Annotated in this window: 13 protein-coding genes; 5 read left to right on the forward strand and 8 right to left on the reverse strand. The window is 70.7% G+C overall.

The genetic code is table 11. The annotated features are described in order from the left end of the window. Positions 1 to 295 precede the first annotated feature (295 nt). On the forward strand, positions 296 to 1,510 hold the full coding sequence (locus CC117_RS09420) for an ABC transporter substrate-binding protein (RefSeq protein ID WP_241829963.1): 1,215 nt from the start codon (positions 296 to 298) through the stop codon (positions 1,508 to 1,510). 19 nt (positions 1,511 to 1,529) lie between these two features. Here the strand turns inward: CC117_RS09420 and mdlC are convergent, their stop codons facing one another. Next, positions 1,530 to 3,140, reverse strand: a complete 1,611-nt coding sequence (gene mdlC / locus CC117_RS09425; RefSeq protein WP_071083359.1) for a benzoylformate decarboxylase — start codon at positions 3,138 to 3,140, stop codon at positions 1,530 to 1,532. 235 nt (positions 3,141 to 3,375) lie between these two features. Between mdlC and CC117_RS09430 the strand changes: the two genes are divergently transcribed. After that, positions 3,376 to 3,717 (forward strand): hypothetical protein, encoded by a 342-nt coding sequence (locus CC117_RS09430; RefSeq protein ID WP_071083360.1) that lies wholly within the window; start codon positions 3,376 to 3,378, stop codon positions 3,715 to 3,717. A 56-nt stretch (positions 3,718 to 3,773) separates the two neighbouring features. On the opposite strand, the gene CC117_RS09435 is transcribed toward CC117_RS09430, so the two are convergent. Both CC117_RS09435 and CC117_RS09440 read right to left on the reverse strand, forming a co-directional pair. Then, entirely contained in the window at positions 3,774 to 5,291 is a 1,518-nt protein-coding gene (locus tag CC117_RS09435) for an MFS transporter (protein ID WP_071083361.1), read from the reverse strand. 137 nt (positions 5,292 to 5,428) lie between these two features. After that, a complete protein-coding gene (locus CC117_RS09440; protein WP_131803041.1) occupies positions 5,429 to 6,163 on the reverse strand; it encodes a hypothetical protein in 735 nt (244 codons plus the stop codon). Between the two features lie 588 nt (positions 6,164 to 6,751). On the opposite strand from CC117_RS09440, the gene CC117_RS09445 reads away from it, so the two are divergent. Beyond that, positions 6,752 to 8,026 carry an alpha/beta fold hydrolase gene (locus CC117_RS09445; RefSeq protein WP_241829965.1) on the forward strand — a complete coding sequence of 425 codons (1,275 nt, stop codon included), beginning with the start codon at positions 6,752 to 6,754 and terminating at the stop codon, positions 8,024 to 8,026. A 106-nt stretch (positions 8,027 to 8,132) separates the two neighbouring features. Here the strand turns inward: CC117_RS09445 and CC117_RS09450 are convergent, their stop codons facing one another. Then, positions 8,133 to 9,014, reverse strand: coding sequence for an enoyl-CoA hydratase/isomerase family protein (locus CC117_RS09450; protein ID WP_071083364.1), 882 nt, complete (start codon positions 9,012 to 9,014; stop codon positions 8,133 to 8,135). Between the two features lie 192 nt (positions 9,015 to 9,206). Between CC117_RS09450 and CC117_RS09455 the strand changes: the two genes are divergently transcribed. Beyond that, entirely contained in the window at positions 9,207 to 10,007 is an 801-nt protein-coding gene (locus tag CC117_RS09455; RefSeq protein ID WP_084131811.1) for an enoyl-CoA hydratase-related protein, read from the forward strand. Positions 10,008 to 10,048: 41 nt separating this feature from the next. On the opposite strand, the gene CC117_RS09460 is transcribed toward CC117_RS09455, so the two are convergent. From CC117_RS09460 to CC117_RS09470, 3 genes are read right to left on the reverse strand one after another with little or no spacing between them, the layout of a single operon-like run. Continuing rightward, positions 10,049 to 10,843, reverse strand: a complete 795-nt coding sequence (locus tag CC117_RS09460; protein ID WP_084131813.1) for an SDR family NAD(P)-dependent oxidoreductase — start codon at positions 10,841 to 10,843, stop codon at positions 10,049 to 10,051. A gap of 47 nt (positions 10,844 to 10,890) precedes the next feature. Continuing rightward, positions 10,891 to 12,081: an acyl-CoA dehydrogenase family protein gene (locus CC117_RS09465; RefSeq protein WP_071083366.1), complete on the reverse strand. Its 1,191-nt coding sequence runs from the start codon at positions 12,079 to 12,081 to the stop codon at positions 10,891 to 10,893. Positions 12,082 to 12,100: 19 nt separating this feature from the next. Further along, the gene (locus CC117_RS09470) at positions 12,101 to 13,573 is read right to left on the reverse strand and encodes a class I adenylate-forming enzyme family protein (RefSeq protein WP_071083367.1); all 1,473 of its coding nucleotides are present in this window, start codon (positions 13,571 to 13,573) and stop codon (positions 12,101 to 12,103) included. 96 nt (positions 13,574 to 13,669) lie between these two features. Here CC117_RS09470 and CC117_RS09475 point away from each other — a divergent pair, with 96 nt between their 5' ends. Beyond that, complete coding sequence (locus CC117_RS09475) at positions 13,670 to 14,857, forward strand: RNA-guided endonuclease InsQ/TnpB family protein (RefSeq protein ID WP_071083368.1); 1,188 nt, start codon at positions 13,670 to 13,672, stop codon at positions 14,855 to 14,857. A 36-nt stretch (positions 14,858 to 14,893) separates the two neighbouring features. Here CC117_RS09475 and CC117_RS09480 read toward each other — a convergent pair whose 3' ends face one another. After that, positions 14,894 to 15,697 carry an enoyl-CoA hydratase/isomerase family protein gene (locus CC117_RS09480; RefSeq protein WP_071083369.1) on the reverse strand — a complete coding sequence of 268 codons (804 nt, stop codon included), beginning with the start codon at positions 15,695 to 15,697 and terminating at the stop codon, positions 14,894 to 14,896. Positions 15,698 to 15,702: the final 5 nt, after the last annotated feature.

Raw genomic sequence — 15,702 nt, forward strand, 5'->3', positions numbered from 1 at the left:
GCCCTGCGGTTCCCCCGTCGACTGCCGCAGCACTGCCCGTGAATGTATCGGGCAGCTCGAGCTGAACTGTCCGGACCATTTTCCCAAGCAGTAAGGACACTGACGTCATGTATCGGAAGAAAACCTGCGAGGTTCTCGGTGCTGATCTGGAGCATCGCCCGGCAACAGGTCACCGGTACGCCGAGCTGTTGCCGGCCCGGGTTTCCGGGTGCCTGTGCAGCATACTGTCCGAGACCTTAGCTGGATGACTGGGATTCTGGCTGGGAGCCGTCGGCGACGCGCCGCGGTGGCGGCGGTGTCCGCCGTCGCGGCACTGATGATCGCAGGCGCCGGGTGTGGTGCCGACGGCGGGTCGGCCCCCTCCGCTCCGCCCTGCACCGAGCCGGGCATCGCCGTCGATCGGGTGAAGGTCGGCCTGATCTATCCGGCCACCGGGCCGCTGAGTTCCGTCTTCAGCGCCGCCCGCAGTGGTTTCGAGGCCCGTGTCGCCCTGGCGAACGAATCCGGAGGCGTGCACGGCCGCGAGTTGGAGATCGTTCTGGCCGACGACGCTGGTCAACCTTCGAGGAACGATGTCGCAGTACGCAGAATCGTGGAGCGCAGTGGCGTGTTCGGCATCGCGCAGCTCACGACAGYCGCGTCGGGTTCGGCCCGTTATCTGGCGGGTGCCGGTATCCCGGTTGTCGGCCTTGCCTCCGAGACGGCCTGGAACGACTACGACACCATGTTCGCGCCTGACTACCTGTACTCGACCAACGGCTCCGTGAGCACTCTGGGCGAGTTCGCGGTCGCCCAGGGCGGTACCAGGGTTGCTGTGGTGGAAGAGTCCCTGTCGGAACCGTCGCAGACCCTCAGCGATCAGATGATCGCGAGCATGAGCGGCCAGGGTGTGGCACTGGTGGCGCGCATCCCGTACACGGTGGGCCAGAGCTCTCCGGGACAGGTGGTGGCCAGGATCGCGGCGAGCCAGGCCGACGTGCTCGTTGTCCAGACTCCGATCGACGGGCTGCGCGAGCTGCTCCGGGCCTCCCGCGCAGCCAACGTCACCTACCGGACGGTTCTGTCCGCGGTCGCCTACGACAAGCGCCTGCTCGCCGAGGCGGGGACGGACCTGGCCGGCGCGACGGCTTTCTTCGACCATATTTCCTGGGACTCCGCATCGCCCAACCTGAGACATTTCCGGGAAACGATGGCCCGCTACGCGGCCGAGACCCCGGACCCGGACCAGATCACCGTGCTCAGCTCCTACGTGGCGGCCGACATGCTGGTGCGTGGCCTGGAAATGGCGGGCGAGTGCCCGACGCGAGAAGCATTCCACCGCGGGCTTCGGTCAGTCACCGACTACCCGGCGGCCGGTCTCATGCCAGGTGGTGTGGACCTGAGCGCCAATCGCGGACGGCCGGCGACCTGTCTCACCTTCGCGAAGGTTAATGCCACGGGCACTGCCTACGAGGTCGTTCCCGGACCCGACGGGAAGGAGCAGTGGTGCGGTACCAGACACGACGGCTGATGCTCCGAACCGGCGCGCGTCAGAGATCGGCGTGCTGCGGCCGGGTCTCGACCACAATGACAGTGGGGGTGTCGGTCGTGAGAGCCACGGTGAGTTCCTTCTCGAGCTCGTCCGTGGTGTCGACCTGGACGCCCCGGCAGCCGAAGCCGCGCGCGAGTGAGGCGATGTCCAGCCCCGGCAGGTCGAGCCCCGGAACTCCGGGCGTGTTCTCCAGCTCGGCGAAGGACTTCAGCACCGAGTACTCCCGGTTGCGCAGGACGACGTAGGCGATGGGCAGTGCGTGCTGCGCGGCGGTCCAGACCGCCTGCACGGAGTACTGGAAGGAACCATCGCCGATGACGCCGATCACCGGGCGGCGCCTGCCRCGCGCCCGGTCACCGAGCGCCACCCCGACTGCGGCCGGCACCGCCCACCCGATGCCGCCRCTGGCCGTCGCGAAGAACGAGTCGGGTCCGGCCGTCGGTAGCCACTCGTCCCGCAGGGCCATCGTCGAGGTCGACTCGTAGACGATGACGGCGTCCGCCGGGCGGGCCGCGTGCAGTGCCGCGTGGACCTCCGCAGCCGTCAGTGGCCTGCTCGGCCCGTCCGGCAGTGTTCTGGCCCGGGGCAGCGGCCGCGGAGGGGTCCGCCGGGAACCTTCCGCCACCTGCTCCGTGAGAAGTTCCAGGGCGATCCGCGGGTCGCCGAGCAGGCTGTCGCCGACGCGCGCCGACGCGGCCACCGCCGGGTCGTCCGTGAGCTGCAGCAGCTCGGCGCCGGCGGGTAGAACGTCGCCGGCCACATAGGGGTAGTAACGGAAGACCTCGGCTCCGGCCACGACCACGAGGTCATGCCCGGCCAGCCGCTCGCTCACGGCCTTCTGGGAGAGGCCCAGGGGCCCCTGGTAGAGCGGGTGCTCCTCCGGGAAGGAGATGCGGTCCGGCAACGGCGGGCCGTACACGGCAGCCTGCAGCTTCTCGGCGAGGGCGACGGCCGCGTGCCAGCCACCGCGCCGATCGACGTCCGGGCCGATCACCAGTGCCGGGCGCAGGCTCGCCGAGATGCGCTGGGCGAAGCCCCGCAGCCGTTCGGCGTCGGGCGCGACGGCGGCGCTCACGCCGCGTAGGACTGCCGGGCCGGCCAGCGGGACGTTCCAGTCGTCGAGCGGGATCGAGAGATAGACCGGGCCGGCCGGAGGCTGCACCGCCATCGCGTAGGCCCGCATCAGGGCCGCGGGGACGTCCTCGGCGCGTACCGGCTCATAGGCCCACTTGACCCAGGGCATCGGCAGTGTCGTCGCGTCGCGGTTGGCGAGATAGGGCTCGCCGACCAGCATCTTCCGGTGCTGCTGGCCCGAGGTGACGATCAGCGGTGTGTGGCCGTGGTAGGCCGTGACCAGGTTCCCGACAGCGTTCCCAACCCCTGCGGAGGAGTGCAGGTTCACCAGCGCGGGTCGCCGGGTGACCTGCGCGAACGCGTCGGCCATGGCGATGACGGACGCCTCCTGCAGGCCGAGGACATAGGTGAAGTCGGCCGGGAAGTTCCGCAGGAACGGCTCCTCCGTCGACCCCGGGTTACCGAAGACGGTGGTCATGCCCAGCGCTCGGAGCAGGTCGTACGTCACGCCGTGAACGGTTGATCCGTGAGCCATCGGTAGCAGCCGCCTCGTTGGTTGGACGCCGCCGCGCTGTGTCGATCGCCGCGCGACCGGCCGTGGCAGGCCGGTCGCCGAATGTTGTCACCGGCTGCCGCTGCCCGCACACCGGCGTGAGGCCTCCTGCGTGCCAGCCTCAGGTCGGGGGCGGGACCCGACCTTCCCGCCTGGACCGCTTTGTCCTCGAATTCGGCCGGTTGGTATGGTTGGCGCAGGATTACCAGGAGGTCGAATGACCGTCCGTCTGTGGCTGGATATCTACCCGCCGGAAGCCGGTGCGGGCTTCCAGTTCAATCGTGTTGCCATGCGTTGGCATTACGACATGGACACCCTGCACACCCCGCGTACTGGTGACGAGATACGCCTGGACGGCGATGTCCACAACACGGTGAGGCGTGTGCGCTGGCATCTCGATGGTGTCGTGCACGCCGAGCTCACGCCTTTCCAGATCGATCCGGTCGAGGCGGCCCGCCCGCTGATCGATGGTCGCAACCGTCGCGCCTGGGACAGCCGCAAGGGCAGTCTCGACGAAATACTGGAACGTACCCGATGGACGCGCGGGTATGGTCCCTGACGCCTTGGCCGCGGGTGTTCCTGAGATCCTGATCGCGGGACGTCGGGGCCGGGGGCTCAGTTCTTCGAGGCCATCGCCACAGCCGGCTGGATGGCCTGTGGCGTGGAGCGGGTCTGTTCCGGAACGGTGAGGTTCGGTGTCGGTGCTGCCCGACCGGGGATGCCGAGGGCGACGAGGCCGGCGGTGAGGGYGGCCGCGGCGCCGATCAGATAGCCGAGGTGCAGACCCGCGAGGGACGGCACCTGCGTCGGGCCGAAGGGGATCGTCATGTTCGCCAGCACCACGCCGATCACCGCGCTCGCCGCCGAGGTTCCGATGGCGCGCATCAGGGTGTTGAGGCCGTTGGCGGAGGCGCCCTCGGAGGCCGGAACGGCCTGCATGATCAGTGTCGGCAGGGCCGCGTACGCCAGCGCGACACCGGCACAGATGACGCAGCTGACGATAAGGACTCCCAGCGGGCTGCCGGTGAGTCCGATGGCGAGGCAGTAACCACCCGCGACGACGGCCGAGCCGGTGACGAGAGAGATCTTCGGGCCACGCGCGGTGATCAGGCGGCCGGCCAGCGGCGACACGGCCATCATCACCAGCCCCACGGGTGCCATCCACAGCCCGGTGGCGAGCAGCGACTGGCCGAGGCCGTGGCCGGTGGCCTTCGGGAGCTGGAGCAACTGCGGGTTGATCAGCGAGTTCGCGTACATCGCGAAGCCCAGCGTGACGGAGGCGATGTTCGTCAGCAGCACCGGACGCCGGATCGTGGTGCGCAGGTCGACGAGCGGAGCCGGGGCGCGGGTCTCCCACCAGCCCCACCCGGCGAGGGCGGCGGCCGACATTGCGAACAGCCCCAGGGTGATGCCACTCGACCAACCCCAGGTGCTTCCCTTCGACACGGCGAGCAGCAGGGTGATGAGGCCCGTGGAGAGCAGGGCCGCGCCGGGCAGGTCGAACCGGCCCGAGCCCCGGACCGGTGATTCGGGCACGACCCGCCACACCAGCGCCATCAGAAGCACGACGGCGACAGCGGACGTCCAGAACAGCACGTGCCAGTCGGCCTGCTGGGCGACGGCCGCCGCGATCGGCAGACCCAGGGCGCTGCCGATTCCGAGCGACGAGCTCATCAGCGCCATCGCCGGGATGAGCCGCTTCGCGGGGAGCAGGTCACGCATGATGCTGATGCCCAGTGGGATGATCGCGAGCCCGAGGCCCTGCATCGACCGGCCCACGACCAGCGGAACCAGCGTGTTGCTCAGGGCACAGACCACGGAGCCGCCGGCGAGCACGAAGCCGGAGACGAAGATCATGCGTCGCTTGCCGTAGAGGTCGCCCAGACGGCCGAACACCGGGTTGGCGACGGCCGCGGCGAGCAGGGTGCCCGTGATCGCCCATGAGGCGTCGGCCGAGCTCGTGTGCAGCAGCGACGGCAGCACGGGGAGCAGCGGCACCATAAGGGTCTGCATCATCGCGACGACGACGCCCACCGCACCCAGGACCGCGACGATCGCGTTGACGTGCGACACATCGCCCGTGCGACTGGTGGCGACCGGAGCGGAGCGGTCGGTGTCCTCGCCGGAAGCCATGCTTCCTCCTCAACTTCGTTGCACTACACAACTATATGTATCATGCATATCTGCGAATCGTCAGTGCTCACCAGGGCGGTACTGGTCACACTCGGCCCGCGGGCCCGCTCGCCTCGGTCGGGAATCCGGCCGGGTGGTCAGTCGGAGATGCGGTACACGGTGACCCGTTCGAAGGAGACGGTGGCTCCCGGCCGCAGCAGCATCACCCGGTACTCGAACAGGTCGTCGACGCTGTCGCAGGTGAAGCCGACCTCGTGGTAGTCGAATGCCGACGTCAGCTCGCCCGGCCGCAGGTCGCGGGCAGCGAGCTTCTCGCGTCGCAGATACACGTACACCTCGATGCGTGCGATCGGCTCCTCGGCGACGAGGTCGACGTCCGGCTCGGCCTCGGCCGCGAGCCGGAACGACGCGCGATAGGAACCGCGCACCGGCAGCGTCTCGCGCGGCCCGTAGACGAGGGCTTTGCGGCTCTCCGAGATGTACCGGCCCCGGATCACCCGCCCGGCCCCGATGTCCGCCAGGTCGACGATCTGGCCGACGGCGGTCTCCAGCGGCGGCATCTGACCGCCGAAGTACCGGACGACGACCCGGCCGACCAGGGGTGGGGTGTCGGACGCGTCGGGGAGCAGGCTGTCGCAGATCTGCATGATGCTGCGGGCGTAGCCCTCGGTGGTGGTGTCGCGGTTGGTGTCGTAGATCGACTTCGCCAGGTCGCGGATGCTCGTGGTCAGCCGGTTCGTCAGCCGCCGGGTGCTCTCCGCCTGTCGGTTCACCCAGACCGCGTACCCGAAGGACAACACGCCGATCACACCGAAGGCGAAGTTGAGCGCGTCCACTGTCAGCCCCCCGAGTCCGCGGCGCAGCCGGAGCACCCACCGACCGGGAAGCGGGCCCCGCGCCGGCGCAGGAGTGACCCGAGCCCCACATACGGATCGTAGTGTGCCGATCGCCGCCATGGGATCTGCCGGGAACGCACCCGGATCCGCCACCATGCCCCCGCCCCTGCCACGCCGCCGCTGTTGTGCCGGCCGTGGCGGCGCCGTCGAGAACACGTTCGCGCCCGATTCAGAACGAGCCTTTCGAAACGACGCTTCATGGCCGTGAGCGAAGATGGGCTCAAGGTGATGCGGCCCGGATTGCCGAAGGTGAATCCGCCAGCCAGACGAGCCATGGCCAGCGCCCCGAACGGTAACCGCGGCTGCGGTCACCTGTGCTGTCGCGATGAGTCTCCTGGTATGCCCGACCGTGTCGTTGTGGTTGCCCGCCGGAAACCTGGCGCTGTACGTTTCGGCCTCGCGCGTGTCCGCGTGGGTGGGCCGGATCGGCGTCGAAGTGCCCTCCCGTCCAGCAGTGGAGGAGAATCGATGCCCAGCGCTCGAAGGCCGTACGTCGCGTTATGCGGCGCATTCCTGGCCGTGGCGGTGACCGGGGCTGCAACGGTCGCGTGTTCGGATTCCTCCGTGCCGCCGGCGCCCGTCCCGACCACCACTCCGGTAGAACCGCCAGCCGATCCGTCTCGCCTGCCGATCCTGTTCGTGCACGGCGGGGCCGGCTCGGGGGCGCAGTTCGAGACACCGGCCCGCCGGTTCGCCGCGAACGGCTATCCGGTCGGCCACATCGACGCGATCGACTGGGACTCCACCTTCACGGTGGAGACAGCCGAGCAGGTACATGCCCGGATCGATGCGCGCATCGACGCCCTGCTCACGGCGACCGGCGCGGCCAGGGTGGAGCTCGTCGGGCACTCGATGGGAACCATGATCAGCCAGGACTACCTCACCAGCCGGCCGGAGCGGGCCGCGCGCGTCGCGCACTACGTCAACCTGGACGGCCGCACGGCCCAGGCGCCGCCCGGCGGGGTGCCCACACTCGCGGTCTGGGCCGAGGGCGATCCGGCCCGCCAGATCGTCGGCGCGGACAACGTCCAGTTCGCGGATCTCGGGCACACCGAGTCGGTGACCTCGCCGCGCATCTTTGCGGCCGAGTTCGAGTTCTTCACCGGCAGGAAGCCGGCCACCACCGAGATCCGGCCGACCGCCGGCGGCATGATCCAGCTGTCGGGCCGGGCGGTGYTGTTCCCGACGAACGTCGGCCTGAGCGAAGGCCGGCTGGAGGTCTACGAGGTCGAGGCCGCGACCGGGAAGCGCCGGCCCGGCAGTCCGGTCGCCGCGACCGCCCTCACCGGTGAGGGCGCCTTCGGGCCGATCGCCGCCCGCGCAGGCGCCTCCTACGAGTTCGCCGTCCTGCGCCCGGGGGCGGCGACCCACCACTTCTACTTCCAGCCGTTCCAGCGCAACGACAGACTCATCCGACTGCTCACCAGCCGCCCCGGCGAAGGCCTCGGCGCGCGGATGGAGACGGCGCCGGCCCACACCAACATCACCATCAGCCGATACCGGGAATGGTGGGGCGACCAGGGACCCGCCAGCGACCAGCTGCTCGTCGACGGGGCGAACCTGCTGAACCCCGCGAACACACCCCGGCAGAAGCGGCCCATCGGCCTTTTCCTCACCGACGTCGGAACGGACCGCAGGACAGATCTCACCGCGCCGATACCGGCCTTCTTCTCGGTGATCTTCATGACCGGCATGGACGTCTTCCTGCCGACCGACGACACGGCGATCATCCTGGAATCCGTGCAACGCGGCACCGGCGGCCACCGCGACGTCATCGCCGTGCCGGCGTTCCCGTCGTCGGAGCACCGGGTCTCGGTCCTCTTCAACGACTACAGCTAGAACCGCTGTTCCCCAGCCGGCGCCTTCCCTCTAGATGTTTGGGTGCCCGCAACGCCGTCGTCCGGCGTGGGCCCRCAGTGCCGGGGGCAGCCGTGCCGGCTACCCGTCAGCCGGTCGTCGTTCCCGGGCTGGGGAGGTCGAAGTGTTCGTCGCGGAGCTGGAAGGCTCGTTTCGTGCCGTGTTCGGCGCGGGTCTTGACGAAGTTGAACTCGTCGTCCTGGAACTGGAGGTTGGTGCCGTAGGCGTGGAAGAGGTAGCTGGTGACCTCTTCGCCCTGGTAGGCCTGTAGCTGCTCGACGAGGCGGAAGGCCTCCTTGGCGATGACGATGCCGTCGGCGGGCATGCGGGCGAGTTTGCGGGCCCACCAGTCGGCGCGTGTGTGCACGTCGTCGCTGTTGTCGAGGATCTCGGTGAAGATCGAGAGGTGGGCGAGGTCGCTGGCGGGGATCATGTCGCCGGTGAGGAGCAGGCGGCGTGCCAGGACGGGGCCGAGTCGGTAGAAGAACATGTGCAGGGAGCCGAGGGCCGGGCCCAGGAACCGCGTCGCGGGCATCCCGATCCGGGTGTCGCCGGCAACGATCGCGATGTCGGCCATGAGCGCGAGTTCGAAGCCGCCGCCGAGCGCGAAGCCCTGTACCTCGGCGATCGTGGCTTTCGGGTAGCCGAGAAAGTTGTGGTAGAAGCTGAACGATCTGCGGTCGACGGACAGCCGCCGGCGTTGGCTGGGGCGCCGCCGGGCGGAGTCCTTCGCGGCGTCGCCGTACCAGGCGTAGGCGTTGGCCATGTCGGCGCCGGTGCTGAAGACGCCGCTGGTGCCGCGCAGGTGGACGACCTTGATCGCGTCGTCGACCGCGAGCTCGTCGAGGTAGGTGCCGAGCTGTTCCCGCATCGCGGGGTCATACGCGTTCCGGCGGCTGGGGTTGTCGAGCGTGAGGCGGGCGATCCCCGTCCCCTCGTCGCGTTCCAGCAGCACACGACCGTCGCTCATGGGCTCTCCCTCTCGCTGATCGAACAGTCCCGCCATCCAGCGATGCCATGCTATATCTCTAGATATTTCCGGGCTGGGAGTTAGCATCGTACCCATGCATGTCACCCTCGGCGAGTCCCTTCGGGGGCGCCCGGCTCTGACCGCTGCGAGGGTCCGACCATCGCGGGCGCAGGCGAGAAAAGGGGGTTGTCGGTGACTACGGAGGCAGGGGTCGGCCTTGACCGGGACGGCGGCGTGCTGCGCATCGGCCTCGACCGGCCGGAACGCCGCAACGCCCTCGACGCCGCGGCGGTGCGGCGGATCGTCGGTGCCCTCGAGGACGCGGCCACCGACGACGCGCTCCGGGTGGTCGTGATCGAGAGCCGCGGCCCGGACTTCTGTTCCGGCGCTGACTGGGTGGCCTCGAACACCGCCGGCGGCGCCCGTCCGCGCCCCGGCAGCGTGCAGCGGCGCACCGCGCTGCAGGCGCACCGGCTCATCCAGCTCATCACCGAGGTGCAGCTGCCCGTCGTCGCCGTCGTCCGCGGCCACGCCGCCGGCCTCGGGTTCCAGCTCGCGCTCGCCGCCGACTTCACCGTGGCCGCCGAGAGCAGCCGGTTCTGGGAGCCGTTCCTGACCCGGGGCTTCAGCCCGGACAGTGGCGCGACCTGGCTGCTGCCCCGTCTGGTCGGCATCGCTCGGGCCAAGGAACTGATGCTGCTCGGCCGGCGGCTGTCAGGCGCCCAGGCCGCCGAGTGGGGGCTCATCTACCGGGCCGTGCCTGACGCCGAGCTGGACAGCGCGGTCGCGGTGCTGGTCGAGACGCTCGGGCAGGCCGCCACGGTCGCCGTCGGGCTCACCAAGCGCCTGGTCAACCGCGGGCTGGAGCTGGGGCTGACCGAGGCGATGCAGGACGAGGCGTTCGCGCTCGAGCTGACGTCGCGCACCGCCGACTTCAGGGAGGGGCTCGTGGCGTTCAGGGAACGGCGGCCGCCGGACTTCAGCGGGCGGTAGGGCCGCGGCGGCCGACAGGAACGGGGGTTCAGGGCGGCGGATCAGAACTGGGTACCGCCGTCGATGTTGATGACGGCGCCGGTGAGATAGCCCGCGCGGGGCGACAGGAGGAAGGCGAACAGGTCGCCGACCTCGCCCGGTGTGCCCGGCCGGCGTAGGGCCACGTCCATGTGCCACTCCTCGACCATGATCTGTTCGAGGAGGCCGGCCGGCGGAACTCCACGTTCCCGGGCGAGCGTCCCGCGCAGGGCCGCGAGCGAGGCGGTCTCGATGGCACCGGGGCAGACGCAGTTCGCCCGCACGCCCGAGCCGCCGTAGGCCCTGGCCACGGTCTTCGTGAAGGCGGCGACGCCGCTCTTGAGGGTGACGTAGGGCAGGCGGTCCGGGTGGTAGGCGCGCATTCCGTAGGCGGCGGTGGTGACGACGGTGCCCCCGCCGCCGGCTACGAGGTGCGGAACAGCCGCCCTGACAGTGCGGACCGTCCCCATCAGCACGTCGTCCACCGCGTCTGCCCATACCTGGTCCGATGCCGCGTCGAGGCTCGCGTGCGCGGCTGTGGAGGTGCCGGTCGTCACCGCGACGCCGGCGAGTTCGCCGAGGGCCTCGACCGCTTCGGCGAGGAGGCGTTCAGCCTCGCCGGGGCGGCCGACGTCGCCGACGAGCGCCGTCGCGCGCCCTTGCCCGAGCCGCTCCACGGCGGCCTGGGCCCGGTCGGTGTCCCGGCCGACGAGCGCGACCCGCGCGCCGTCGGCGACGAGCACCTCGGCGGTGGCCAGCCCCATGCCCGCCGTCCCGCCGACGATGAGGAAACCGCGATCGCGTATGCCGAGATCCATGGGTGAGGCCTCCGGTGGTGGGGTCGTCGCTGACGGCGTGCCTGATGTCAGGCCGGGCGGGGCATTCCGAGGATCCGCTCGGCGATGAGGTTGCGCTGGATCTGGGAGGTGCCGGCCGCGATGCTGTACTGCAGTGACCAGAGATAGGCCCGGGCGGTCTCGATGCCGTCCACCCCGCCGGCCCGCACGCCGCCCGTCGCGGCGCGGCCGAGAACGCGTACCGCGAGCTCGCTCAGCTCCTGGCTGAGCTCGCTGAACCGCAGCTTGACGGCCGAGCCGGTGGGCGCGGGCAGTCCGGTGGCCTCCGCCTCGGTGATTCCCCGCTGGGCCATCCGCCACAGACCGTCGACGTTCGCCTCCAGCCGGCCGACGTGCGAGCGCAGCGCCGGGTCGTCCCAGGCGGTGCCGTCGCCCGGCCCAGGTACCAGCCGGGCCGCCCTGACCAGGTCCCGGAGYTGGGAGCGCAGGGTGATGATGTGCTGGGCGAAGGCGGTGCCGCGCTCGAAGCGCAGGGTCACGTTCGTCACCCGCCACCCGTCGTTCTCCGCGCCGACGAGATTGGCGACGGGGACCCGGACGTCGGTGAGGAACACCTCGCAGAAGTGCGCCTCGCCGTCGATGGTGCGCATCGGGCGGACCTCGACGCCGGGGGAGCGCATGTCGAGGATGAGCCAGCTGATGCCGCGGTGCCTGCGGGCGTCGGGGTCGGTGCGGACCAGCAGCTCGCCGTAGTCGGCCACGTGTGCCCGGGTGCTCCAGATCTTCTGACCGTTGACGATGTAGTCGTCGCCGTCGCGGACCGCGCTGGTGCGCAGGGAGGCGAGGTCGGAGCCGGCCTGCGGCTCGGAGAAACCCTGGCACCAGACGTGCTCGCCGCGCAGGATGCGCGGCAGATGGTAGGCCCGCTGCTCGTCGGTTCCCTCGGCGATCAGCGTCGGGCCGGCGTGCATCATCCCCACGAAGTTGACGCTGATGTACGGGGCGCCGGCGCGGGCGTACTCCTCCAGGTAGACGAGCTGCTGGGTGACCGGCAGGCCGCGGCCGCCGAACCGGCTGGGCCAGTGCAGGCCGGCGTACCCCGCGTCGTACAGCCTGCGCTGCCAGGCGGTGTCGTAGGCGCGTCGCGCCGGCCAGTCACCGGGGGGTGGGGGCGGGCCGTGCTCGGGCACCGCCACCTCGAGCCAGCAGCGAAGCTCGGCGCGAAACGCCTCGTCCTCCTGGCTGTAGGTCAGGTCCATACCGCGTTCCTCCGGCTGTTCAGGGCTGCTCGGTGAACAGGTCGCGCACGGCCGCCAGGTCGACCTTGCCCGAGGGCGTCCGCGGCAGCGCCTCGACAACCCGCAGCTGAGTCGGCAGCTCGTAGCGAGCCAGGACACCGGCTGCCGCCGCCAGGAGGTCCTCGGCGCTCACCGTCATCCCGGGGCGCGGCTCGACCGCGGCCACCGGAACGGCCCCGAGGCGGGCGTCGGGGTGGCCGACCACGGCGGCGCCGCGCACGCGCGGATCGCGTTCCAGGGCGGTGCGCACGTCGTCCGGCAGGATCTTGAAGCCGCCACGGATGATCGCCTGGTCGGCACGGCCGAGGATCCACAGAAAGCCGTCGGCGTCGAGGCGGGCGAGGTCGGTGGTGCGGGTCCAGCCGCTGTCGTCGCCCAGCTGCGCCGCCCGGACCTCCAGCAGGCCTGCCTCGTCCGGCCCGCGGGGTGTGCCGCTGCCCGGGTCGACCACGCGCAGCGCGCAGCCGGCGTGGGCCCGTCCGACGCTGCCGCGCTTCGCCGCCCAGTACCGCTCGTGGTCGGCGAGGTTCCAGCCGGCGACGCCGCCGCCGAACTCGGTCGCCGCGTACGAGGTCAGCACCGGCACCCCGAACCTCGCCTGGAAGGCGTCGGCGTCCTCGGGCGCCAGCGGGGCGGTACCTGAGATCACCGACCGCACGCCGGACAGGTCGGCGGGTCCGAGGTCGGAGTCGAGGACCATCCGCAGCGCGGCCGGGACCAGGCTGACGGTCGAGGGCCGGTGGCGGCGCACGGCGTCCGCCCACTCCTCGACGCGGAAGCGTTCGAGCAGGCAGAACGAGCGGCCGTCGTTGACGCACTGCAGGATTCGGAACAGCCCGCCGAGGTGCACCAGTGGCGCGTTCACGACAACCACGCCCCGGCGCAGCCGCAGGCCGGAGTCGGGGCTGCGTTCGTAGTGCCGAGCTCCGGCGAGCACCCGCCGGAAGGTCTCGTAGGTCAGCGGGACCCGCTTGGGTGGTCCGGTCGTCCCGCTGGTGAGCATCTCGACGGCGACCTCGGGGCGCAGGTCGCCGGTGCCCGGTGCCGGCCCGCCGCCGGTGACGGCTCCGAGCTCGTCGCTGCGGAGCCGGCGCACCCGCGGCGCCAGGGCGGCCAGATCGGCCCGGTCGCCGGCGACGGTCGCGACGGCGAGGGAGTCGAGGTCGGCGCGGACCCGCTCGGCTCCGCGCCCGGGGTTGACGACGACCACGCAGGCACCGGCCCGGAGCAGGCCGAGGAGCAGGCCGAGCTGCGGCGGCCGGTTGCGTAGCAGCAGGGCGACGCGCTCGCCCGGCCGTACCAGCGCGCCGACCGCGCCGGCCGCCGCTGCCAGCTCGCCCCAGGTGTGCCAGCGGCGCTCGAACTCGACGGCGGGCGCCGACGGGGCAAGGGCCAGCACCTTCCCGATGCGTTCGCTGAGCGCGGGCAGCTCGGCCGCCCCGTGGTGGGTCATCAGGCTCTCGCCGTGGATTCCCCGGCCTTCGGGCCGGGGAGGTAACGGAGCCCCAGACGGGAACGCATACGGGTGTCCTTTCGGTAGAATCGGAAGATGTCCCGCTACCGGCTCGATCCGGCACCCGGACAGGTCGCTGGGCTCGAGGAGCACTGCGGGCATGCGCGTTTTGTGTGGAATCTTGCCGTTGAACAGCAGTCGTGGTGGACGCCCTATCGGGGAAAGGCGCCGGACCATCTGGAGCGTTGCCGGCAGTTGACCGCCGCGCGGGCGGAGTTCGACTGGCTGCGGGCTGGGTCGCAGACGGTTCAGCAGCAGGCGTTGCGGGATTTCGACCAGGCTATGTGTAACTTCTTCAACGGTTCGCACAGGCGCCCGGTCTACCGGAAACGCGGCCGGTCCGAGGGCTTCCGGGTCGTCGGTAAGAATGCCAGGGTCGAGAAGCTGAACCGGAGATGGTCCCGGTGCTGGGTACCGAAGGTCGGTTGGGTGAGGTTCCGTGTGTCGCGGCCGGTTCCGGACTTCAGGTCCTACCGGGTCACCTGTGACCGGGCGGGTCGCTGGCATGTCGCGTTCGCCGTCGCTCCCGCACCTGTCGACGCACCCGGTACGGGAGGGGTCGTCGGGGTCGACCGTGGGGTGAAGGTCTCCGCCGCGCTGTCCACCGGCCAGCTGCTGAGGTGCCCGGGGCTGCGGCCGAAGGAGACCGAACGGCTCCGCAGGCTGGCGCGGCGGCTGTCCAGGGCCAGGCGGGGCAGCACCCGGCGTACCCGGCTGGCCGGCCAGATTGCCAGGGTCAAGGCCCGGGAGGCCGACCGGCGTAAGGACTGGGTCGAGAAGACCAGCACCGACCTCGCTCGCCGGTACGACCTGATCCGGGTGGAGGACCTGAACATTCCGGGCATGACCCGCTCGGCGCGGGGCACGGTTGCCGAGCCGGGTCGGAACGTGGCGCAGAAAGCCGGGTTGAACCGGTCGATTCTCGCGGCCGGCTGGGGCCTGTTCGTCCAACGCCTCGAAGACAAGGCGCCGGGCCGGGTGGAGAAGGTCCCGGCCGCCTTCACCAGTCAGCGTTGCTCGGCCTGTGGGCACACAGCACCCGGCAACCGTGAGAGCCAAGCGGTGTTCCGGTGCGCGGCCTGCGGGCACACGGCCAACGCGGACATCAACGCAGCACGCAACATCGCCGCAGGACGTGCGGTGAACGCGCGGGGAGGCGCGGCGCTGGCCGTGCCCGTGAACCGCGAACCTCAACACCGCGCACCTCCTCTGGTGGGTGTGTAGTAGTTGGAATCCCCCTCGTTCACGAGGGGGAGGACGTCAACTGCACTTCCAGTTCGGCTGGCGTTTTTCGACGAAGGCGCGCGGGCCCTCCTTGGCATCCTCGGTGCGGACCACCCGTTCCCGGAAGGCCTCGGCCATGACCTCGGCCTCGTACAGCGGAAGATCGCGGCCCCGGCGGATGGCGAGGCGGGTGCCACGCACGGCCAGCGGTGCGTTGCGGTTCACGGTGTGCGCGATCTCCCGGGCCCGCTCGAGCAGCCGGTCGTGCGCGACGACCTCGGAGACGAGCCCCAGGTCGTAGGCGCGCTGTGCGCTCATCCGCTCGTGCCGGCCCATCAGCGCCATCCGCATGGCGATGTTGGTCGGCAGGGCGCGGGCGAGGCGCACCACCTCACGGCCGGAGACCAGACCGATGCTGACGTGCGGGTCGAAGAACTCGGCCCGGTCGGAGGCGATGACGATGTCGCCGGTGGTGACGAGGTCGAGCCCGGCACCGCAGCACAGGCCGTTCACCGCGGTGAGGATCGGCTTGGTCATGGTCCGGAACGGCGGCGTGCCCTCCTGGGGAGCCTCCCACTGCGGGAACGTCGACAGATACGGCTCGTCGTAGACGACCCGCCCGTCGTCGGGGATCTCGGTGACGTCGGCACCGGCACAGAACGCCCGGCCATTGCCGGTCACGAGCAGGATCCAGACGCCGTCGTCGGCCTCGGCGTCGGCGTACGCCTGCCGCAGCTCCCGGACCATCGCCGGGCTCAGCGCGTTGAGCGCCTCGGGCCGGTCGAAGGTGATCGTGGCCACCCGATCCTCGACCTGGTAGCGAATCGTCTCGAATCCCATAGGAC

The organism is Parafrankia colletiae, from assembly GCF_001854655.1.
Lineage (GTDB): Bacteria > Actinomycetota > Actinomycetes > Frankiales > Frankiaceae > Parafrankia > Parafrankia colletiae.

What these genes read in the sequence shown, in the direction of transcription:
- CC117_RS09430 (WP_071083360.1), top strand. Translation starts at nt 3,376, where the DNA reads ATGACCGTCCGTCTGTGGCTGGATATCTACCCGCCGGAAGCCGGTGCG.
- CC117_RS09450 (WP_071083364.1), bottom strand. Translation starts at nt 9,014, where the DNA reads ATGAGCGACGGTCGTGTGCTGCTGGAACGCGACGAGGGGACGGGGATC.
- CC117_RS09460 (WP_084131813.1), bottom strand. Translation starts at nt 10,843, where the DNA reads ATGGATCTCGGCATACGCGATCGCGGTTTCCTCATCGTCGGCGGGACG.
- CC117_RS09475 (WP_071083368.1), top strand. Translation starts at nt 13,670, where the DNA reads ATGTCCCGCTACCGGCTCGATCCGGCACCCGGACAGGTCGCTGGGCTC.
- CC117_RS09470 (WP_071083367.1), bottom strand. Translation starts at nt 13,573, where the DNA reads ATGACCCACCACGGGGCGGCCGAGCTGCCCGCGCTCAGCGAACGCATC.
- CC117_RS09480 (WP_071083369.1), bottom strand. Translation starts at nt 15,697, where the DNA reads ATGGGATTCGAGACGATTCGCTACCAGGTCGAGGATCGGGTGGCCACG.